The organism is Bacteroidales bacterium (assembly GCA_013314715.1).
In the GTDB taxonomy this organism is placed as follows: Bacteria; Bacteroidota; Bacteroidia; order Bacteroidales; family GWA2-32-17; genus Ch61.
On the sequence record JABUFC010000027.1, the window covers coordinates 1 to 23,415 of the forward strand.

General features: G+C 32.8%; 20 protein-coding genes and 2 tRNA genes. 16 read left to right on the forward strand and 6 right to left on the reverse strand.

What is annotated here, in order from left to right:
* Positions 1-72 precede the first annotated feature (72 nt).
* The 4 genes from HPY79_07645 to plsY all read left to right on the forward strand — a co-directional run bounded on the left by HPY79_07645 (position 73) and on the right by plsY (position 5,554).
* Positions 73-2,703, forward strand: coding sequence for a hypothetical protein (locus HPY79_07645; protein NSW45670.1), 2,631 nt, complete (start codon positions 73-75; stop codon positions 2,701-2,703).
* A gap of 180 nt (positions 2,704-2,883) precedes the next feature.
* The gene (arcC, locus tag HPY79_07650) at positions 2,884-3,834 is read left to right on the forward strand and encodes a carbamate kinase (GenBank protein NSW45671.1); all 951 of its coding nucleotides are present in this window, start codon (positions 2,884-2,886) and stop codon (positions 3,832-3,834) included.
* 19 nt (positions 3,835-3,853) lie between these two features.
* Entirely contained in the window at positions 3,854-4,855 is a 1,002-nt protein-coding gene (gene argF, locus HPY79_07655; protein NSW45672.1) for an ornithine carbamoyltransferase, read from the forward strand.
* Between the two features lie 66 nt (positions 4,856-4,921).
* Complete coding sequence (gene plsY / locus HPY79_07660) at positions 4,922-5,554, forward strand: glycerol-3-phosphate 1-O-acyltransferase PlsY (protein NSW45673.1); 633 nt, start codon at positions 4,922-4,924, stop codon at positions 5,552-5,554.
* On the opposite strand, the gene HPY79_07665 is transcribed toward plsY, so the two are convergent.
* Positions 5,541-6,404: a peptidoglycan DD-metalloendopeptidase family protein gene (locus HPY79_07665; protein ID NSW45674.1), complete on the reverse strand. Its 864-nt coding sequence runs from the start codon at positions 6,402-6,404 to the stop codon at positions 5,541-5,543. The genes plsY and HPY79_07665 overlap by 14 nt on opposite strands.
* 186 nt (positions 6,405-6,590) lie before the next feature.
* Here HPY79_07665 and HPY79_07670 point away from each other — a divergent pair, with 186 nt between their 5' ends.
* The 6 genes from HPY79_07670 (at position 6,591) to HPY79_07695 (ending at position 12,018) form a co-directional block, all read left to right on the forward strand.
* Positions 6,591-7,091, forward strand: coding sequence for a flavin reductase (locus tag HPY79_07670; protein ID NSW45675.1), 501 nt, complete (start codon positions 6,591-6,593; stop codon positions 7,089-7,091).
* A gap of 1 nt (position 7,092) precedes the next feature.
* Positions 7,093-8,535 (forward strand): nucleoside hydrolase, encoded by a 1,443-nt coding sequence (locus HPY79_07675; GenBank protein ID NSW45676.1) that lies wholly within the window; start codon positions 7,093-7,095, stop codon positions 8,533-8,535.
* 66 nt (positions 8,536-8,601) lie between these two features.
* Entirely contained in the window at positions 8,602-9,603 is a 1,002-nt protein-coding gene (locus tag HPY79_07680) for a PorP/SprF family type IX secretion system membrane protein (GenBank protein ID NSW45677.1), read from the forward strand.
* A 1,055-nt stretch (positions 9,604-10,658) separates the two neighbouring features.
* Positions 10,659-11,702 carry an OmpA family protein gene (locus tag HPY79_07685; GenBank protein ID NSW45678.1) on the forward strand — a complete coding sequence of 348 codons (1,044 nt, stop codon included), beginning with the start codon at positions 10,659-10,661 and terminating at the stop codon, positions 11,700-11,702.
* 112 nt (positions 11,703-11,814) lie between these two features.
* A tRNA-Gly gene (locus HPY79_07690) sits at positions 11,815-11,887 on the forward strand.
* Between the two features lie 41 nt (positions 11,888-11,928).
* A tRNA-Leu gene (locus tag HPY79_07695) sits at positions 11,929-12,018 on the forward strand.
* Positions 12,019-12,053: 35 nt separating this feature from the next.
* On the opposite strand, the gene lipA is transcribed toward HPY79_07695, so the two are convergent.
* Entirely contained in the window at positions 12,054-12,896 is an 843-nt protein-coding gene (gene lipA, locus HPY79_07700; protein NSW45679.1) for a lipoyl synthase, read from the reverse strand.
* Entirely contained in the window at positions 12,880-13,683 is an 804-nt protein-coding gene (locus tag HPY79_07705; GenBank protein ID NSW45680.1) for a hypothetical protein, read from the reverse strand. The genes lipA and HPY79_07705 overlap by 17 nt, the downstream gene beginning before the upstream one ends.
* A gap of 218 nt (positions 13,684-13,901) precedes the next feature.
* On the opposite strand from HPY79_07705, the gene HPY79_07710 reads away from it, so the two are divergent.
* From HPY79_07710 to kdsB, 6 genes are all read left to right on the forward strand, one after another.
* Positions 13,902-15,332 (forward strand): redoxin domain-containing protein, encoded by a 1,431-nt coding sequence (locus HPY79_07710; GenBank protein ID NSW45681.1) that lies wholly within the window; start codon positions 13,902-13,904, stop codon positions 15,330-15,332.
* A gap of 20 nt (positions 15,333-15,352) precedes the next feature.
* Positions 15,353-16,684: a redoxin domain-containing protein gene (locus tag HPY79_07715; GenBank protein NSW45682.1), complete on the forward strand. Its 1,332-nt coding sequence runs from the start codon at positions 15,353-15,355 to the stop codon at positions 16,682-16,684.
* A 164-nt stretch (positions 16,685-16,848) separates the two neighbouring features.
* Positions 16,849-17,202 (forward strand): 30S ribosomal protein S6, encoded by a 354-nt coding sequence (locus tag HPY79_07720; protein ID NSW45683.1) that lies wholly within the window; start codon positions 16,849-16,851, stop codon positions 17,200-17,202.
* A 12-nt stretch (positions 17,203-17,214) separates the two neighbouring features.
* Positions 17,215-17,484: a 30S ribosomal protein S18 gene (locus HPY79_07725; protein NSW45684.1), complete on the forward strand. Its 270-nt coding sequence runs from the start codon at positions 17,215-17,217 to the stop codon at positions 17,482-17,484.
* Between the two features lie 13 nt (positions 17,485-17,497).
* Positions 17,498-17,947: a 50S ribosomal protein L9 gene (locus HPY79_07730; GenBank protein NSW45685.1), complete on the forward strand. Its 450-nt coding sequence runs from the start codon at positions 17,498-17,500 to the stop codon at positions 17,945-17,947.
* 96 nt (positions 17,948-18,043) lie between these two features.
* Positions 18,044-18,793, forward strand: coding sequence for a 3-deoxy-manno-octulosonate cytidylyltransferase (gene kdsB, locus HPY79_07735; GenBank protein NSW45686.1), 750 nt, complete (start codon positions 18,044-18,046; stop codon positions 18,791-18,793).
* A gap of 62 nt (positions 18,794-18,855) precedes the next feature.
* On the opposite strand, the gene HPY79_07740 is transcribed toward kdsB, so the two are convergent.
* Genes HPY79_07740 through HPY79_07750 form a run of 3 tightly spaced genes read right to left on the reverse strand, consistent with a single transcriptional unit; the run spans position 18,856 to position 23,389 of the window.
* Positions 18,856-20,280, reverse strand: coding sequence for a hypothetical protein (locus HPY79_07740; GenBank protein ID NSW45687.1), 1,425 nt, complete (start codon positions 20,278-20,280; stop codon positions 18,856-18,858).
* Positions 20,281-20,285: 5 nt separating this feature from the next.
* Complete coding sequence (locus tag HPY79_07745) at positions 20,286-21,020, reverse strand: outer membrane lipoprotein-sorting protein (protein ID NSW45688.1); 735 nt, start codon at positions 21,018-21,020, stop codon at positions 20,286-20,288.
* Between the two features lie 5 nt (positions 21,021-21,025).
* Positions 21,026-23,389 (reverse strand): RND family transporter, encoded by a 2,364-nt coding sequence (locus tag HPY79_07750; protein ID NSW45689.1) that lies wholly within the window; start codon positions 23,387-23,389, stop codon positions 21,026-21,028.
* Between the last annotated feature and the right edge of the window lie 26 nt (positions 23,390-23,415).

Sequence of the window (23,415 nt, forward strand, 5' to 3'; positions counted from 1 at the left end):
ATATTTGTATGATAAATTCGTTGAACCATGAAAAACAAGTTATTACTGCTAATAATTATAACAAATTTTTCGATGTGCTTTTTTAATTCATGGGGACAAATAGCCATCAATACAACAGGCAATGCCCCCGATGGTTCGGCAGCACTCGATATAGATTGGAGTGGAAAAGGATTATTAATACCTCGCATATCACTAACAAGTAGTACTGACGCTACCACCATTAGCAGCCCTGCTACCTCACTGCTGGTATATAATACCAATGCCAGTATGACGGGCGGACAAGGTGTTGGCTATTACTACAATGCCGGTACACCCGCATCGCCCAATTGGGTTAAATTTTTAGTAGGTAAAGAAGCGTGGTTAATAACGGGGAATGATAATATAACGGCACCTACTTCTGGTTATGGAACAACTATAAATAATAATTTTATAGGAACTACTAATAATATTGATTTTGCAATAGCTACTAATAATTATGAAAGATTTAGAATAAAAAGTACTGATAACCAGAATTTACAAATTGCAATAGGTTCTACTTCAGTAGTTAATTATACCGGTGGCAATCCTAGTATTTTACAAATACATGATTGGGGAACAACTACAAATGATTACTCTCAACTTAATATTTCAATGTCTTCGACTAATACAGGAAGAGTGGGAGTTATAAACTTCGCTGCAACTCAGGCAACAAATGAGCGTAGAACAGCTGCTATTGAAAGTAATTTGACTGCTTACAGTGGGGGAAATGCATCGGGCGATTTACGTTTTTATACAAACAACAACAATTCTGTTGCCGAAAGAATGAGATTAACACCTGAAGGCTATTTAGGGATTAATACTTCAACACCCAGTGCCTATTTAGATATCCAAACTCCCAGTTCTAATGGACCCTTTTTAGGAGCTAAAATATATAATAATCGAGCTGTAACGGGTAATTATGCACTCGAATTGAATGTTGCAAGTAATGCTTTGACCAACAAAATTCTGGTTTTAAAAGGGAATGGCACTGAATATGCATCTTTCAGAGGGAATGGAAGAACTATTATTGGAAACACTAGCGACGATCCAAATACCTTACTCGATATTGTTGGTGGAACATCAGGTACTACAACAAGATTGTTTACAGTCAGAAGCGATTATTTGGCAAATAATACAGGGACTTCACTGGCTTTAATAAATTCAACCTCTGAGACCTCTGATGTTGGTGCTACCATAACATCTATTCTTAATGATGCTTTAAATGGATATAGCGATTTATTTTTTAGTGTTCATGGCGGAGGAGGTGTATATGGTGGATTGCTTGAAAGGTTTAGAATCTGGCGTCAGGGAATTCAAATTCCACAAACAGATACATACGCATACATAAATTTCAATAATACGCAGGGAGCAGGAGGTTATGGTTTTCGCGATAACAACGGCACACTCGAATATAAACACAGCGGTGGACAATGGGCTGCATTTGCTCAACCGCCTACAGTACCAGGTAATGTTGAATGGTGGATAAGACCAACTTCAGCATTATATATTCAACCCATGTATAATTCAAATATTAGAGTTTACGATGCAAGCCAAACTTATGGTTTTTATTTTGATGGTGCTACCAATCAATATGGAGGATATTTTAGAACAACTGGCACATATAATCCCGGCTCAGCTTTATCTGCATTTTATGATGTGTCTGGGAACCAAAGCTATACCTATTTAGGTTGTAGAAACGATTATACAATCGGTGGAAGTACTATAAATAGAATGGGTATTTATTCTTATACTGATGACCCAGGAACTGTTCCTGCATTTTTCAGAACAACTGGTAATGCCGATTATGCTGCCAACGTTAACTATTCCAATAAATGGATTGCAAGCTATAATTATGTAGATAATGCTTCGGCTACCTATAATCCCCCTGCTTTATATAGTCAATTGAATGTAACCAACTCTTCATTAAATAATTGGCAAATAGCCGTTCAAGGATATTCAAACAGAGGTACAACAGCTGGTAATCCAGGATACACTTTAGGGGGGCATTTTACTGCTGTTGCTCAAAATCAAGATGCTTTTGGAGTAACTGGTGTAGCTTATACAAATACTTCAACCAGAGCTGGTGGATATTTTGAGGCTTTCGACTTTAGTGGAACTTCACAAGCATACGCTTACGTTGGGACAACAGTTGGATTGACTGCAAGAAAAATTACCGGCACAAATGCTGTATCTGAAATAATACCTACAAAAAATCATGGTCGTATAATGCTAACAGCACCTGAAGCTCCTGAATATTGGTATTTCGATTATGGTACTGTCGAAATGAAGAATGGTAAAGCAATTATCGAATTAGATCCAATTTTAGCCGATATCATCGTAGTAAACGATGAATATCCAATTCGTGTTTTTTGTACACCTATTTCTATGCCATATTTTAATGGAGTAACGGTTATCAAAAGAACAAACAATACAATTGAATTAATTGAACTAAACGATGGTAATCATAGTGGTATGCTAGACTATCAGTTAGTTGTAAAACCAAAGACCAACTTTGGGGAAGGACGATTTCCTCAAGCTCCTGGACCTGTCGGATTAAAGAAAGAGCCTCCTGCTGCAAAAGCCAAAAATCAACCCGATCCCTCTAAAATATTCCATTGGCCTTCTGATCCTGAAGTATATGATTATACTTTACCTAAAGCTGAGCCACAAAAACCTATAAAATAATAATAAATTTTAATTTACGAATGTCATTAATAAATAATAGCCCAAATCATAGGCTTATTCTGTAGTATTATTTCTACACAATAACAAATTCGATCTTCATTTTTTTACCTCATCAACTAATTTTTAAATTCCCAAATAATTATATAGCTTTGTGGCTAAATTTTATTAAACGGAATAGATATGAACAAATTAGCAGTAGTTGCATTGGGAGGCAATGCGTTGCTTAGAGCAGGTCAAAAAGGTACGATTGACGAACAAGAAGAAAACGTTTACAATACTTGCAAAAACATTCTTCAGTTAGTTAAACAAGGCTATAATCTAGTTATTACGCACGGAAATGGTCCACAAGTTGGCAATATTCTATTACAAGTCAATGCTGGAGCCAAATTGTATGGTATTCCAGAACTTCCGCTCGATATTTGCGGAGCCTATTCGCAAGGTTTTATTGGCTATATGATAGAGCAACAACTACGCAATGTACTCGAAGAAGAAAAAATAGAACGCGATATTATTACACTTATCACACAGGTTTTAGTTGATAAAGACGATCCTGCTTTTAAAAATCCTACCAAACCCATTGGTCCGTATTACACTACCGAACAAATGGAAGAAATGAAAAAAGCTAATCCCGATGCTGTTTTTAAAGAAGACAAAGCGCGTGGTGGTTGGCGCAAGGTAGTTGCTTCGCCCAAACCTTTCCGCATTGGTAACAGAAAATCGATTGAAAACCTTGCCCGCAATGGTCAAATTGTGATTGCCGTTGGCGGTGGCGGAATCCCAGTATTTTATGTTAAACCCAATAAATTGCAGGGCATCGATGCTGTAATTGATAAAGATGCCGCCTCATCGCTTTTAGCTCAACAAATAGGTGCCGACGAATTTTTTATTTTAACCGATGTTAAAAAAGTTTGCATCAATTTTGGTAAACCCGACCAAAAAGAATTAGATGTACTAACCGTAGCCGAAGCCAAACAATATTTACTCGACGGTCAGTTTGGCGAAGGGAGCATGGCTCCTAAAATACGTGCAGCCAGAGATTTTATTAAAGCCGGTGGTAAACAAGCAATTATAACCGATTCATCAGAATTAGGTAAAGAAAATGCCGGAACCCGAATAGTACTTAACAAATAAAAAATAAGGAGGAATCAATATGGCTTTCAATTTAAGAAACAGAAGCTTTTTAAAATTATTAGACTTTACACCCGAAGAAATAAAATTTTTATTAGATCTTTCGGCTGAATTAAAAAAAGCAAAATATGCTGGAACCGAACAGCCACGTTTAAAAGGCAAAAACATTGTTCTTTTGTTCGAAAAAGATAGTACTCGTACTCGTTGTGCTTTCGAAGTAGCAGCCTATGACCAAGGTGCTCATGTTACCTATATAGGTCCCACAGGTTCGCAAATGGGCAAAAAAGAATCGATGAAAGATACTGCCCGCGTTCTTGGAAGAATGTACGATGGCATCGAATACCGTGGCTATTCGCAAGAAATTGTTGAAACCTTAGCTGCTTATTCGGGAGTCCCCGTTTGGAATGGCTTAACTACCGAATTTCACCCCACACAAATTTTAGCCGACTTTTTAACTATGATGGAACATAGCGATAAGCCTTTAAATAAAATAACCTTTGCATTTTTAGGCGATGCCAAAAACAATGTAGGCAATTCGCTAATGGTTGGAGCAGCCAAAATGGGTATGGATTTTAGAGCTGTGGCTCCTAAAAGCTGTCAACCCGATAAAGAATTAGTAAAAAAATGCCAAGCTATAGCCAAAGAAACGGGTGCAAAAATTACTATTACCGACGATATCGAAAAAGGTGTTAAAGGCTGCGATTTCTTATACACCGATGTATGGGTAAGCATGGGAGAACCCGATTCAGTATGGGAAGAACGCATTAAATTACTTAAACCCTATCAAGTTAATATGAAAGTACTAAAAATGACCGGAAATCCCAATGTAAAATTCTTACACTGTTTGCCTTCATTCCATAATCGCGAAACGGTTATTGGCGAACAAATCTACCAAAAATTTAAAATTGATGCAATGGAAGTTACCGACGAAGTTTTTGAATCTAAACACTCCGTTGTTTTTGACGAAGCCGAAAACCGAGTTCATACCATTAAGGCCGTTATGGTAGCTACATTAGGCGACTAATAATTTATTATTTTTTTATAAAAATGGGTTATCTTTGCAGACTTATGCAAGATAACCTTTTTTGTTATGATAGTTCTTTTGGTATTCTGCATCATAGCTTATTTACTCGGCTCTATTCCCACATCGGTGTGGATTGGCAAATGGTTTTATAATATCGATATTCGCCAACATGGAAGCGGAAATGCCGGAGCTACAAATACATTACGCATATTGGGTCCGAAAGCTGCCCTACCCGTCTTTATTTTCGATGTTTTTAAAGGCTTTTTGATGCCTTTTTTATCGCATCAATATATGCAAGATTTTCCTCACATCGAAGATAAATTTTTATTTCCTATTTTAATTGGTTTTTTTGCTGTATTGGGGCACATTTTCCCATTATTTGCAGGTTTTAAAGGAGGCAAAGGAGTTGCTACATTGCTGGGAATGATGCTGGGAATATCAACCCTCCCGTCGTTATTAAGTTTAGGAGTTTTTATAATAGTATTATTAATAAGTCAATACGTATCAGTTGGATCAATGACGGCTGGTTTGTTATTTCCTATTTTTGTAATATTTTTTGAAAACTATTCTCTATCGCTTATTATCTTTTCGATTATTGCTGCTTTGCTATTAATTTATACGCACAAAAAAAATATTCAACGATTACTTAATGGTACTGAAAACAAAACTACTTTTAAAAAGAAAACTAAGGAATCATAATTTTTTGTCCCAAATGTAAAATATCATTTCGATCAATACCATTTATTTGACAAATTTGATCTACTGTAGTATGATATCGTCTGGCTAAGCTAAATAATGTATCACCCTTTTGAATAACATGAACTTTTGCTTGCCCTTTTTTATTATGTTGAGCTATTTGTTTAGCATGATTTTTCTTAGAACTATTTTTCTTACTAAATTTAAAACTTTGTTCTGTTAATAATAGCGTATCTGAATTTAATTTTTTAGCATTAAAATCAATGAGCAAACGAGGATTAAAAGGCTGCTCTTTATAACGTGTTTCAAAATGCAAATGGTCGCAAGTAGCTCTTCCGGTTCGTCCACCTAATCCTAATACTTGACCACATTGAACCGTATCGTTAACTCCAACCAAACGCTTTGATAAATGTGCATAAACGGTTTCTATACCATTGTAATGTCTAACTACAACAATATTACCGTAACCACTAAAATAACGACTTACTCGGACAATACCATCAAATGCACAATAAACCGAATCTCCTCTGTTTAATTTAATGTCAATACCTGTATGTATGCGACGTCCTCGCCAACCAAATTCTGATATAGGATTTCCTGGTACCGGCATTTTGAATTTTGGAAATTGAGGGGTTCGAAGGCAAATTTTTTCTGTATCGTTAATCATAAAATGAGGATGTCTTGAAGTTCTTAAATAAAGCGTATCCCAACGAAAATCAGAAATATTAGGTACACCCTGAACATAAGTTGTATCGATAATATCAAAATCGAGGGAATCAACTTTTTGTTGAACTAACTGAGCATTTGTTACAATTACCACCAATACAAAAATTAAAAGTACTAAAAACCTCATAATTTATTTATTATCAATTTATTATTTTTAATTAAATAGCTTTATAAAAACTTTTTAAAAAAAGCTAAGTTTGCAAAAATAAGAAAAAAGTTAAAAAGAACTTGCACAAGTTAGAGTTTTTTAACACTTTTGTTGACGAAGCATAGTTTGTAACATTTTTCTTACAATAACTATAATAAATTGAATATGAAAGACATAAATCCATTAGTCATATCCCTACGTATTTTTGACGAAATAGGTCAAAATGGTTTTTTGCTAACTTCTGGTATTTTAGAACATCATAATAGTATGACCGTAGGATGGGCTAGCTTAGGATATTTATGGCGAAAACCAATGGCGTTTGTTTATGTTCGTCCGCAACGGTACACCTATGAGTTTATGGAAAAATATAATTTTTTTTCTATAAATTTTTTCAACCCGAATTATAGCGATATACTCCATTTATTCGGAACAAAATCTGGACGTGAAATCGATAAAATGCATCCACAAAAAATAACTCCTGTTGATTTTGAACATAAAGCAGTTTATTACAACGAAGCAAAATATGTTTTTATTTGTAGAAAAGTTTATTATGAAGATTTGAAACCCGAAAATTTTGTTGATAAATTGTTTTTGAAAAATTATCCTTTACATGACTTTCATCGTATATATTATGGGGAAATTGAAAAAGCTTTAGTATCTTTATAAAATGAAAATTCTACTTTATATATTATTGCTTATACCCATTGCAACATTTAGTCAACAAACTAAAAATAAAGTCATTATTGATAGTGATGCAGGCACCGACGATTATAGATCGCTTTTATTATTTAGTCAGATAAAAAATTATGAAATAAAAGCCATTACACTCAGCGATGGAACTCTTTTCCCTGATAAAGGAGCTGTTAGAGTTACACAACTTATACATTGTTTAAATAATAAAAATATTTTCGTGGGTGTTGGCAGAAAAACCATGTACACCAAACCCGTATGGAGATTATTTGCAGAAAAAGTTCCATGGGGCGATTGCTCTATAAAAGATAGCATCAAAGAATTTCCTAACGCTACTCAAATTATCAATAAAATTTTAGACGAATCGTCTCAAAAATCGATCACATTTATTTGCTTAGGATCGCTTAGTAATCTGTATGAAACACTCATGATTAATCCAAAAGCTGTCGACAAAATAAAGGAAGTTATTTGGTATAACTCAACCAATATAAAACAAGGTACCAATTATACTTTTGAGCCCAAAGCAGCCGATTATATTCTTTCTCTACCAATTAAAATAAAAATAATCCATGCCATAAACGAAAAGCACGTAAACTATGATACAGCTTTCATCAATAAAATAAAATCGATAAAAAATAAACAAGCTCAATTAATAGCCCAACAACTTGAATTTCTGCGTATAAAAAACAATTTGTCGCACTTACAATGTTGGGACGAGTTATGCGCTATTTATATGGCAAACCCCAAAATATATACATTTAAAGAAAAAACAGAAAATCCCTTTGTGCAAGTTTTATACGACTACGATACAACTCAAGTGCGAACCACTTATCTACAAATTTTGAAAGGCACTTGTAAACTAGCAAGTGGTGTAGTTTTTTCAGAATTCCCTACCGACAGCTTTTATCTGCAAAACGATGTGTTCGAAGTAAAAGAAAAGCTAATTGAAAAATATGGCTACGACGAATTTAAAGCAGCAATCTTAACATCCGAAATTCATAACCACTTGGGAATTTACTCCATTATAGGTGTAAAAATGGGCATTAAAGCGATGGAACTACTTAACGCATCAAATTCTGAAATTAAAATAAAATCATTTGCAGGAAATACTCCTCCGCTCTCTTGTCTTAACGATGGCTTAATGGTCTCAACCGGAAGTACTCCCGCATATAATCTTCTAAAGATTGATACCACACAGCTCTTCCCATCGGCTATTTTTTGTTTTAAAAACCAATGTATTAAAATTACCCTTAAAAAAGAAATATACGAACATATAACAAAGTACCTCAATGATGCTGTTTTAAAATATTCTTTAAGCTCTGATGCTTATTGGAACTATGTCCGCAAAAAAGCTATCGAAGAATGGCTTAATTTAAATAGAAATAACATTTTCGATATTGAAAAAACAAATTCAAACTAATTTAATAATTATACTTTTTTAAAGTAAATTTTTGCAGTTTTTAATTTTTTTTGTACGTTTGCTCAAATGAAACTTACCTTAACTACAATATTAGTTTTTTCTCTGTATTTTGTAAATGCTCAAGATATTCATTTTTCGCAATATTTCTATTCACCCTTAAACCTAAATCCTTCTAATACTGGCCATTTTGATGGAGATTGGCGTTTTGTAAATAATTATCGTAACCAGTGGAAAGCTCTTTCTATTCCTTACCGAACCATTGGCGTTAGTTACGAACATCAACTATATATTTATTCTGAACAATTTAGCTATGGTTTCAATGTAATTCATGATCAATCAGGACCAGCAGGTTTAACCATAAATAAATTGTTTGCATCATTGGCTTATCATAAAAAAATAAATACCAATAATTTCCATTTTGGTATACAAGGGGGTATGGTTTTCAAAAATTTTAACCTCAGTGAACTTACTTTTCCGTCTCAATTTGATATGACTTTGGGATATTTTAATAATCAATTAAATAACAATGAAACAAATCTTACTTCGCATATAAATTATCCCGACATTAATTTAGGAACTCTCTGGCAAAAAAGATTTCAACATTTTGAAACCGAATTAGGCATCTCAGCTTTTCATTTAATTATGCCCAAAGAAAGTTTCAACGATAATAACAATCATTTACCTATACGCTATATTATACATACGGGTTTAATGTTTCCCATTCATTCATTTTATTTTAAACCTCAAGCATTTGAGATGCGTCAACATAAAGCTACCGATATTATTTTAGGAAGTGAAATAGGCTTTAATTTAACTAAGTTCCCTATGGGAATGAAACGCATTTTTGCAGGCATCTTTATTCGAAACGATTTCAATACAGCTTTTGATGCCTCCATTTTTATGCTTGGACTTCAGATTAAACAACTTCAAATAACTTTTAGTTATGATATTAATACAAGCCCTTTGTCTGTTGCTACCAATAAAAAAGGAGCGTTCGAATTTTCGTTAATTTATGCTTCAAAAAGCACCATTCCTAAAAAAATCACCTTACCATGCGATCGTATGTAATTTTATTTTTACTACTTATTTTAAAAGCAAATGCTTTTTGCCAACCCTCTGAAACCATTAAATATTTAAATCCTTGGCAAATAAAGAGCTTTGCAAAAAATTCTGAAAGAATTGGTGATATATATTCTGCTATTGATTATTATGAAGAACTTCATAAACGTAACAATAAAAATGCTGATATCAATTTCAAGCTTGCACAATTATACTTTAAGTCGCGAAATTATTCAATGGCGCATGAATATTTTACGTATGTTTATGATACCGATAAAGAAACTTACCCCGATGCTCTTTTTTATAGAGGTTTAATGAAAAAAATGATGGGCGACTATAAAGGTGCAAAAGAAGATTTTTTGGCTTTTAATAAATTAGTCAAAGGCACCAAATTCGCTGATGACTACAAAAAGAGGTTAAAAAACGAACTCGATGGTTGCGATTTAGCCTTAAAACTAAAAGAAAAACCTCTTGATGTATTTATTCTTCATCTTGATACAAGTATAAATAAAGCTCATGCCGAAGCATCTCCCTACCCAATCAGTGGAAATGCTATTTTATATTCATCACTTAAAGCAGATAAGCTTTTTTATGTTGATGCAAACAATGATACTTCTATAATACCAGCCCGACAAATTTATATTGCCAAAAAGAAAGGCGAAAAATGGTTTTCCAATGGTCTTTTCAATGACCTAATAAATGAACCAGGAGTAAATGTGTTAAATCCTGCTTTATCACCATCGGGCAATCGCTTATTCTTTAATAAATGCAAACAAAACTGGAAAAATAAAATGATTTGTTCCATTTACATGAGCGAAAAAATAGAAAACGAATGGACTACCCCAGTTTTATTAGGTAATGATATCAATAATCCCAAATATACCTCAACACAACCTACCGTTGGAGTAGATTCTAAAACACATAACGATGTATTATACTTTGTTAGCGACCGCGAAGGCGGAAAAGGAGGTCTTGATATTTGGTACTCCGTTTATAACGCTAAAAAAGGTGAATTTAAACCTCCTAAAAATGCAGGAAACAAAATTAACACGTATGGCGATGAAATGACTCCATTTTATGATATTGAAAGCCATACACTTTATTTTAGTTCCGACGGATGGCCAAGTATAGGTGGATTAGATATTTTTAAAGCACAAGGAGAACTAACTCAATTTAGTAATCCTGAAAATATAGGTTTCCCAATAAATTCATCGGTTGACGATATTTATTGTGTGACCTCAAAAAATCGCGAAGGTGGCTTTTTTGTTTCAAATCGTAAAGGAACGGTTGCTTTACTAAACGAAACTTGTTGCGATGATATATGGGAATATCGTTGGACAAATTTTATTCAAGTTGCTATTACAGGTAAAATATATGCCATCAAAGACAGCACAATTTATCAACAGCTCGAAAAACAAATTGTTGATAAAAATTTTATTGAAGAATTAGACTCAACCACCGAAAAGGTAAATCCTCTACCCGATAAAAAAGTGGATCTGTACTTACAACAAGGTAACGAACGTATTTATATTAAGAGTATCTCAACTAATGAGAATGGTGAATTTTTCTTCAATCTAGAACCTCAAAAAGAATACAAAATACTAATAGATAATTATGGTTTCTTCAATAAAGAGATATCGGTAAGCACTATGAATATTACTCATTCAGACACCTTACATGCCGATGCCATATATATAAATGTCATACCTCTTGAACCCGTTGTTATTAAAAATATATACTACGAATTTTCAAAGTGGAACCTAACCGATTCATCAAAAGCTGTTATAGATCGTACATTATATAAATTATTAGTGGATAATCCACGTATTGTTGTAGAAATCTCATCGCATACCGATAGCATTAGCAGCGACGAATACAATTTAAAGCTTTCGCAAAAAAGAGCCGAAAGTGTTGTAAAATATTTAATTAGTAAAGGTATAGACAAAGATCGATTGGTAGCAAAAGGCTATGGCGAAAGCAAACCTATTGCTCCTAATACCAACCCCGATGGCACCGATAACCCCGAAGGACGTCAGAAAAACCGACGTACCGAGTTTAGAATTATTGGCTCTATTGACCAGTACTCGAAAATTATTTATGAGGAATAATAGTTATTAAAGAATATTGATCTGAAAATCATAAAGATAAAAAAAATCAAAAAAAAATATCACTATATGTTTGCACAATTTAAAAATTTTGTATCTTTGCAACGAAAATAATGCGGGAATAGCTCAGTTGGTAGAGCACAACCTTGCCAAGGTTGGGGTCGCGGGTCCGAGTCCCGTTTCCCGCTCAAGCTCTTCGAAAGAAGAGTTTTTTGTTCTTAACAAGGATGCCTCGGTGGTGGAATAGGTAGACACGCAGGACTTAAAATCCTGTGGCCCGCAAAAGGCCGTATCGGTTCGATTCCGATCCGAGGTACCAAAAAAGCTGCATTTTTTTATGCAGCTTTTTTAGTTTTATATGTGTTTTTCTGCATGGTACGAAGAACGCACTAAGGGACCAGATTCAACATATTCAAAACCTTTCGATTTTGCAATTGCTTCTATTTGCTTAAATTCCTCGTTGGAATAAAATTTTAAAACTGGTAAATTCTCTTTCGTAGGTTGAAGATATTGGCCAATTGTTATGATTTTACAACCAACATTTAAAAGATCGTTCATCGTTTGTTCTATCTCTGACCATGTCTCTCCTAAGCCCACCATTATTCCACTTTTAGCTGTTATTCCTTTTTCGACAATATATTTTAATACATCAAGGCTACGACGATATTTTGCAACACTACGTACCGATGGTGTAAGACGCTCCACCGTTTCTAAATTATGCGAAATAATATTCGGTTTTGTTTCTATTACTTTATCTAAACATTCGTGTCTTCCCATAAAATCGGGAATTAACACTTCAATAGTGATAAAAGGATTTAATAATTTAACTTGATAAATAGTTTTAGCCCAATGTTCGGCACCTCCATCGGGCAAATCATCTCTATCGACGCTGGTAATTACACAATGTTTGAGCTTCATCTGTCTGATTGACTCAGCTACTCGCAAAGGTTCATCGGCATCTGGTGGCAATGGTTTACCTGTTAATACAGAACAAAACTTACACGAGCGAGTGCATATTTCGCCTAAAATCATAAAAGTAGCCGTTCCAGCCTGCCAACATTCTGCTAAATTAGGGCAATTACCACTCTGGCATATAGTATGTAAACCAAAACGTTCAACTATTTCTTTGGTCTCAATATATTTTCCTCCTGATGGAAGTTTTATTTTAGGTTTATTAGGATCAATCTGTTTCTTCATCTTCTTTTTCAATAATTTGATTTGGATTGCGATTCTTTACTTTTATTTTTCCAAAGCGATAACCAACATACAAAGAAATAAAATATTGATCTTTCTTTTCGGTTGCCATTATTTGAATGGGTTTACTATATAAATCTATAATAGTTCCCACTTCTATAGCATTTATAGACTCTTGCTTCTCGCTAAAAACAAACGATATTCCTGTTTTAAAAAATAAGCCTGGCACCAAGCTTATTTCATCAATACCCTTAAAAAACGATGCGCGGCTATAAATATCGCTTACTTGATGAATATTGTAATCGAATTGTTTTTGACTTATATATAAATATTCAATGTTATCTACTATCTTACTACTATCAACAACTTCATAATAAATAGGTTTTAAAATAGCCATAGTCGCTCCTAACTCGTAATGATAACGTATAGCAATGCCACCTTTATCGTATATACTAAATATTTCGCGTTGTTTTCCTATACCAGATCTAAAGGTAAACATCGAATTTAATTTGCCAAAAACAAACTTCTTTTGATTTTGATAATATACATTCTGACTTCGAACTTCTTTGGGGTGTTTTATATAAGCAAAATCAATATCAAATGTGCGTTTTCTAAAACCATCTAAACGCTTTCCACGTTGAAAAGAAAACATTGCTCCATTTGAATTGGCTGCAAGTAAAAAAGAATGCTCGTTAGTTGTAACTACACGTGTTTCAGTATTTAATTCGCCTTGAGCCATTACAATAGACGAAAATAATACAGCGAATATGAATAAAATAAAATTAAACACACCAAATCTTTTCGCAAAATTAAGTTTTTTTCATTTATTATTTACCCACTTAAAGTAAACTAAGTAAAAAAAATAGATATAAGCTCGTAAATTTTCTGAATTACTTAAATCAATAAACGTTGTTTCATTCAATGTTAAAATAAACTAAAAAACAGATTTAAAGAACTTAAAACTTTTTAGTTTAGATTCTAAAATGTATTTTTGCAAAAAAAATGGGTATGAAAAGAATTGTTGCATTAACTTTTTTAATGATTTTATTTGCTAGCTTATCTTTTTCGCAAGGTTATAAAATTAAAGTTAAAGTTAAAGGACTAAATGAAAAAGACACTTTATTACTAGGACATCACTTTGCTGATAAGCTCTATGCCGATGATACCGCTTTTGTTGATAAAAGCGGATGGGGAACTTTTATTGGTAAAAAGAAACTCGACGGCGGTTTATATGTTGTTATTATTCCCAGTTTAAAACGAAGATATTTCGAATTTATAATGGACGACCAACAACAATTCACATTAGAAACAGATACCGTTGATTTTGTCAAAAACATGAAATCAAGCGGATCTGCCGAAAACAAATTATTCTTTGATTGGCAAAAAACAATGGCCGACTTAGAAAAAGAAATGACTCCCTTGCAAAATAAAATTAAAGCATTTACAAATAAAAACAAAGACTCATTAGAATACTATCGCAAAAAAGCTATCGAAGTAGATAATAAACGTAAAGAATACTGGGAAAATATCATTAAAAATAATCCCAATTCATTCCTTTCTAAAATATTAAAAGTATTAACACCAGTTGAAATTCCAGAATTCAAATTCCCCGAAAATACAGCCAAAAAAGATTCATTAATACGCCTTTATCAATATGTTTATAATAAAGATCATTACTGGGATAATGTCGATTTTTCAGACGACCGCTTACTAAGAACACAATTTATTGAACAAAAACTCAACGATTTCTTTAAAAATATTGTCATAATGAACCCCGATTCTCTCACCAAAGAAGCATTTAAAGTGTGTGATCTAGCTAAAAAGAATAAATATTTCTTTCAATATGTCGTAGTCTTTACTACCAATTACTTTGAAACATCACAAATAATGGGCATGGATCGAATTTTTGTAAACCTAGCCGAACGTTATTATTTAAAAAACGAATGCTGGTGGGCTGATTCTACTATTTTAAGAAAAATTGGAGAACGTGTAACCAAATTAAAACCCAATTTAATAGGCGAAACAGCACCCGATTTAAAAATGGAAGATACTGCCGGAGTATGGCATCAACTTAAATACATAAAAGCCGATTACATTATATTAGCCTTTTGGGAGCCCAATTGTGGACATTGTAAAAAAGAAATTCCTAAACTATACGAATACTACAAAACTGTTCGCGATAGCAGCATTGAAGTATTTGCTGTTTATACCCAACACGAAGTGGATGAATGGAAAAAATTTATTCGAGAACATAATTTAGACTGGATAAACGTGTGGGATAAATACAACTTTACTAACTTTAGAAATTTATATGATATTTACAGTACACCCACCATATATATTCTCGATAAAAATAAAAAAATAATAGCCAAACGCATTGGTGTAGAGCAAATTGAAAAATTTATTCAGTTCGATCGAAAAAATAGAAAAGATAAATGATAACTTATATATTATTGTAAATGTTTAAAAATATATTCCTATTACTAGCATGCCTTTATATTTTAAGCACTAATTTATTAGCTCAATCAAAAGGTTATGAAATAAAAGTAAAAATTACACCTCTTAAGAATGTGCCTATATATTTAGGCTATCATTTTGGCGACAACCAATATGTAGTTGATACAACATACCTTAATGAAAATAGTACAGGTATATTTAAAAAAAACAATAATTTGCCCGAGGGAATGTACCTCATTGTACTACCCAATATGAAATATTTCAATATTTTATTAACAAAAAATCAACAACTTATTATTACTAACGACACCACCAATTTATATCAAAATTTAATAATTGAAAACGACGAAGAAAACATCTTTTTTGCTCAGTATCAAAAACAATTATATTTATTAAAAAAACAAATTAATATATTAGAACCTAAAATTAATCAATATCCCGATTCGGCAAACATATATAACACCATCATAAACGATGAACAAAATAAACTTGTTCAACTTAAAGAAAAATGGATAGAAAAAAATCCCAATTCACTTTTAAGTAAAATATTTAAAGCTCTCGACACAAAAGACTTTAATTTTGATGCTACCATTTTTTTTAAAGATGTAGATTTTACAGATTCGCGTTTATTATTTACTCCTGCTTTTTCAAAAACATTAGACGAATTTTTCACCTCTCTCCCTTCACTTTCTTCTTTAAATATTGATAGCCTCTATAAAGCCATCGACTACATCTTTATGCAAAGTATGAAAAATCCTTCCGTTTACGAAGAAATATCAAAATACCTTATTAGTCAATTTGATTTAAGCGGTAATTACCCCAATCCAGATGCGTTTTGGTACATCGCTGATAAATATTTTTTATCAGGCTTAACTCCTTGGATTAATGAAGCTTTTAAAACAAAACTCTCCAAATACAATCAAAGAATAGAAAGCATATGCATGAACCATACTTTCCCGTCTCTTTATTTAAACGATGAATTCGAAAAAAAATACAATGTATTAGACACCAAAGCTGAAAACACACTTCTTGTTTTTTGGAATCCCGAATGCGAACATTGTATTCATTATTTAAAAAAACTCTATAACTTATACCTTAATACATCACGAACAAAATTAGAAGTTGTAGCTATTCTCACTGGCAACAATAAAGATTTATGGAAAAAAGAAATAAAAAATTACAACTGGAAAAATTTATACGATTCCAAATTACTAAACGATTTTATAGAAGATTTGTTTTTATACAATACCCCTCAAATATTTTTACTCGATAAAAACAAGAAAATTATTGCCAAAGATATAACGGTTGAAGAACTTACCTATTGGATAAAATAAACTCTAAATCAAGCTTATTTTAATAAAAAACAACAAAAAAAATGAACATAAGTATATGTTCATAATAAATATTTTCTTCTTAAAAAGATATTGTTTAATCAAAAAATAATATCTATCTTTGCACTCCAAAATTAAAAACATTTAATAACCAAAAAATTAAGAAAATGCAAAATCAGTACGAAACCGTTTTCATTATTACTCCCGTTTTATCTGATCCCCAGATGAAGGAAACGGTACAAAAGTTCAAAAATCTTATCAAGGACAATGGAGGGGAAATTGTTCACGAAGAAGAATGGGGCTTAAAAAAATTAGCTTATCCTATTCAAAAGAAAACCACCGGTTTTTATGCTTTAATCGAATTTAAAGCCGATCCAGCTTTCATTAATAAACTGGAAACCGAATACCGACGCGACGAACGTATTATTCGCTTTTTGACGGTTAAACTCGACAAATATGCAATTGAGTATAATCAGAAAAAACGCGAAAAAAACACCAATGTTTCAACTATTAAAGAATAAGGAGGTATAATTATGGCTCAAACAGATAGCGAAATTAGATTTCTTGCTCCACCAACAATCGATATTAAAAAGAAAAAATATTGTCGTTTCAAAAAAAATGGAATTAAATATATCGATTACAAAGATCCTAACTTCTTAAAAAAATTCTTAAACGAACAAGGTAAAATTTTACCCCGTCGTATTACCGGTACTTCTTTAAAATATCAACGTCAACTTTCTACAGCTGTTAAGCGTGCACGCCACTTAGCCTTATTACCTTTTGTAACCGATTTATTAAAATAAGGGAGGATGATTTATGGAAATTATATTAAAACAAGATTTTCCCGGATTAGGTCATAAAAATGACTTAGTAAAAGTACGCGACGGATATGCTCGTAATTATTTAATCCCAAAAGGTTTTGCAATAGCTGCAACCGAAACTACTAAAAAAATACTTGCAGAAAATTTAAAGCAACAAGCGCATAAAGAAGCAAAACTTCGCCAAGAAGCAGAAGCTAATGCAAAAAAATTAGCCAATATAGTGATTACAGTTGGTGCTAAAACCAGTTCTACCGGTAAAATATTTGGTTCGGTTAATACTATTCAATTAGCAGATGCACTCAACAAGCAAGGTTTTGCTGTTGACAGAAAAAATATTACCATTTACGATGCCGAAAACATTAAAGAAGTTGGTACATACAAAGCAAAAGTTAAACTTTACCGCGACATCGTTACCGATTTTACATTTGAAGTTGTATCAGAGTAATCTTTGTTTTCATAACTAAATTCGAAAAAGACTGTTTGTTTTTTACAAGCAGTCTTTTTTTATTACCACAAAACTTAGTATTATTGTAAAAAAATAATGAACATACTTGCAATTATTCCGGCCCGATATGCTTCTACCCGTTTCCCGGGTAAACCACTTATAGACATCAATGGTAAAAGCATGATTCAGAGAGTTATAGAACAATCTTTAAAAGCCTTTGAATATGTTTATGTTGCCACAGACGACCAACGAATATATAATCATGTTACCCAACTGGGACATAAAGCTGTTTTAACGTCTGAGCATCACAAAAGTGGAACCGATCGTTGTGCAGAAGCATTAACTACTATCACTAAAATTTTAAATAAAAATTTCGAAATAGTTATCAATGTTCAAGGCGACGAACCTTTTATTTCGCCCGAACAACTCAAACTCGTTGTTAAAGCATTTGAGCACGAACCTACACAAATAGCAACACTCATAAAAAAAATAGAAAACGAACAAGATTTATTTGACCCCAACAAACCCAAAGTAATCGTCGATAGTAAAGGTAAGGCTATTTATTTTAGTCGCTCTACTATCCCCTATATTAGAAATCACAAAGAAAAAGATTGGTTACAACACCATACATTTTATAAACATATTGGTTTATATGCATACCGCACTCATGTACTTAACGAAATTACCAAGCTTCAAATGTCTACACTCGAAAAAGCAGAATCACTCGAACAACTCCGATGGATTGAAAATGGCTATCATATTCAAACGATTGTTACAACATACGAAACACTTTCAATCGATACTCCCGAAGATTTGAAAAATGCAATTAACCTATTAAATGGATAGAAACAAATAGGCCACTTTTTAAAAAGCAGCCTATTGTACAAACTAACGTTAACTATAACCCTTTAGAAAGAATATTTTAATTTTAAATATACTTCATCGTATTCTTTTAACTTAGAGAATGCAGCACTACCTTTTCCATCAAGATATTTCACTCCAATAGTCAATTCTGCATTATCGTTTGGATAATAAGTCAGTTCGGGTAGCCAAAACAAAGCATATTGATTTTTAACATCGCTGTAATCGCCAACCATAAAACCACCACTTAATGGAGCAAACTTCAACTTATCATCAAATAATTTCTTTTCAATTCGAAGAATATAATAATCGTTGAGGTCATCTGCTCCTCTTTCGTGCAAAAATCCATGAACGTACTGTAAATTCGAATAAATACCATTGCTAAAAGTATAATCCATGCCAACTACAAAATGTAACCAAGGTTTATTTTCGTCGAAAATTACAGAATCAGGAATTTGTGGCTGAACTATACCAGCGTCAAATCCCAATGTCTGATTAACATCCGGCAAGTGAGTCGTCAATTTATAGGTTTTATCGGGTTTAATCAAACAAGCTTCGCCCCAAACACCTACACCTTTTAAATTACCCGTAAAATCGAATCCAAAACGATGAAAACGAGGATAAATCAAATTAGTATTGACATGAACATAAGTTTTGTTTTGAATAAAATTTAAACTATCAATCACCACATTTGCTTCTGAAGCAATAGGCAAGCCATCATAGCCATAAGAATAAGAAAGTGAAAAATCAACCCCAAAGAGTTGTTTAGCTGCTTTAAAAGCAAACGATGACTGATTTTTTGCATTCATCAAAGGATTTTGATAAACAAGAGCAACAGTATCTACAACAATACCAGTTTTAGAAGGAAATGGCAAAGGCGGATAACCGGGCTTTTGTACAATGGCCATACTATCAGGGAATGTAAATTCAGGCATTAAAAGGCTGGAATATACGCCAATTGGGAATTGAGCCTGCTGAAACAAAGGCATATAAACCGCTTCAATCTTGGCATCATCGGCAGGATAATAACGAAGCAAAATAGCATCGCTACCCTTATGGCGACCAAAATCCCAAATATCCTCTAGATCGTATGGATTTAAATTATCGGTTGGATTTATTTTGTCGGCAGTACCCCATTTTATTCGTTGACGTCCAATGGATAAATCGAGTTTTGGGATTAAAAAATCGTAAATTTCAACTTTTGCCTCACGAATTTCGGGAACCTTAATGAGCTCACGTTCATTCGTAAAGCCCATGTTTCGTATCCAAATATCAGTAGTAATTTTTGCTTTTTCTTCAAACTTTTTATCAAATCCTAACGATAGCCTGTTTTCGTTCCAAAGCCAATCGCCATTGTTTAAATTCAACCGATGGTCGGGCTGGAAATACCCTCGCCATTGAATACCCTCTTGTGCCAAAAGCATCAGAGGACCTATTAAAACGAAGCCCAATAAAATACTTAACCGCTTCATAATCATTATTTTTGAATAAGTTTACGTACCGAAAATTCTTCGTCTTTTAATCCTTTATCGTATTCAACCGAAGTAAATTCCATTTGTGTTTTGGTACCTTTTTTAAGGTCTTTCATTTCAAACAATGTGGCTACCCAATAATTTCCCTTCTTTTCAATTTTAGTATTATTAAGCTCTTTAATTTGAGTATTGCCCTTGTCAAAATATTGCACTTTACGTGGATAATTATTGTCTTTTCCAATGGTTACAATTAACTTATTGTAATCGGTTTTATTAGTAGCCTTAGGTTTTAATTCGAGCACCCACATATTATTTTCAGTTTTTAACGATACAGCATCGTATTTCTCCTGATAAAGCTTACTTTCCATATCATCGTAGCTAAAATCGGTACCAGCAAATCCTTGATTTTTAGCACTCGAAGCTATTCTACGTTCTTTTTCGTAAGCAGGCATATACAAATACATTACGTCATTTGGAAGAGATAAAATACCTATTCCTGCTTGCGATGCCGGCGAAGTAAAACGGAATAACCTTTTGTCGTTGCCCTTTTGTAAAGTTTTGGCCTCGCGAATACTTGTTTTCCCGTTCTTATCAAAAACGGTCATTTTAATACTAATGGACTGATCTTTGGGAGCATAAATCACATCGTCCATTTTCTTTAAAACTTCTGTAGCTGATTGTGCTACTGCCATGTTTAATGTTGCAATCATAGCAACAACTGTTAAAAAATTTGTCTTCATAAAAATTATTTTTTAGTTTTTAAGTTCATTACTGCAGCTAATAAAGTTAAGGTAGAAAAACCGCTCGTTAACATGGTAACTCCTATCAATAAGCCAAATCGTTGCAATGGCACCAAATCAGAAAATAGGAGTACTAAAAATCCGAGCGTTACAGATAATACATTTATTACAATAGCTCGACCACTCGTTAAAGTAGCATCTTCTATAGCCTCATGCATAGAAACACCATTTTTTTGTTCGTATGTTACATGCGAAATAAAATGAATAGCATAATCTATACCTATCCCCATACTCACCGATGCTACCAATACAGTGGCTACATCTAATGGAATATGAAGCCATCCCATTGTTCCGAACAGCGTAATAACAGTAGCAACAATAGGAATAATAGCCAATAAACCATTTTTAAACGATTTTAATAAATAAGATACAAGAAAATAAACTAATATTAATGCTATAACCAAGCTATAAAGTTGACTATTAATAAGGCTTTCATCAATTTTTTTGTAAATACTTGGAAAACCCGATTGTCGAATTGAACACGAATCGATATGATGTTTTTCAAGATACTTATCCAATTTATCAACCATTGCTGCCATTTTTTTACTATCGGTAGTGTTTAAAGTAGCTTGAATTAAACCTTCGGTGTTACCATTAGCCACAATCTGGTTCATTGTTTCTTGACCTTCGAGTAAAAACCATAAATTATATACTTTTTCCTGATTTGAAGGTAATTGTTTCCCTTCACCCATAACATCGTTCATTTCCTTTAAAATATTCACAACAGAAAGTGAATGTGAAATTTCAGGCATCGATGTTACAAAATTTTGAACGGTATCCATTAACTGCAAAGTTTTATAATCTTGAATATTTCCTTTAAAATTCAAGAACATATATGAAGTTCCACCAAACTTTTCGCGCAAAAAGTTTTCAGTTTTTTTGCTTGGATAATTATCTTTAAAATAATCTAATAAATCTACCCTACGCTCAATTTTAAATAACCCTATAATAAAAAATACTATGAGAATAGACCACGTAACAATCACCGTAATTTTACGATTAAAATTTAAGAAACCTATAAAATGAAGCACTTTATTAAGTGGGCTTTTCTTTTGTTTTTTGTCAGTAACTACAAGTTTTTTCTTAAATGGGAAATAAGATAAAAATGCTGGCACAAAAGTAATGGCAAGAATAAATGAAAAGAAAACACCAAGAGCTGTAAAAACACCAAATTGGCTAATCATCACTAAATAACTACCAAAAATAAATGATATAAAACCTATAACCGTTGTTAAAGCAGCAAAAAATACAGGAATAGAAACATAGGCCATCGCTTTTACAATTAAATAGTTTAGAGTATGTTCGCCATTAAGCACTTCTTCTTGAATACGATTTATGACATGAATAGTGTAAGCGCTACCTGTTGCTAATAGTATAACAGGCGTAACATTGGTAACCATCGTTATTTCAAAACCAAAAATTCCCATAATACCGAGCACCCAATCAATAGCAATCGCTACGGCCAACACGGGCATTACCACACCTCTCCACGACTTAAATGACAAATAAAGTACAATTAAAATAATAATAAAAGCTAAAATACCTAATGTAACAATATCGTGCGAAATAATAGCTCCAATATCAGATACCATATAGGGCAATCCCCCAAAATATAGTTTACCCTTTAGTTTCCATTGATTCAATTTATTGCGAACCATATTGGATACCACCGTTTTATCTACCTTTACCTCTACACTATCCTTTGTTTTATTTAAACTTATCGAATAAATAGGAGGCTTATATTTTTGTTGATAATAATGTAAAACTGAATCTTTTTTAATCGTAGAATCAATTGCCTCAACAAAATCTGGTTTTATTCTATAAGTAATGAGCGTTGCTTTAGCATCCTCCGAAACAAAGAAACCTCGATAAATATCTTTTGATAGCACATATTTTTTAATGGAATCTAATACTTTTGCGTCCGTTGGAATATTGTCCTTATCTATTAGAGGAACTACTTGTAATACACTATCCACATTGCGGGCATCTATAATATTAATAATAGAAGTAACAGCCGAAACTCCCTGCATAGTCGAAATAGAATCAGTAAGAGCATTCACTTCTTTCAATGCATCGGTAGAAAATACATTATCGCAACTATAGCCAATCAAAGCAATCATATTACCTTGGTATGCGTCTCCAATGCTATCAAAAGTCATCGTAACAGGGTCGTCTTTGGGTAAATAATTAAGCACATCGGGATTTATTTTTAGCCTTGGTATAAAAAATGAAAAGAAAATGGTTAATAAACCAATTAACATTAAAACAATTAAACGTTTTTTCAAAACAAATTCAGCAATTTTTTTCATATTTTTAGACTTTTTATTTAAAATCG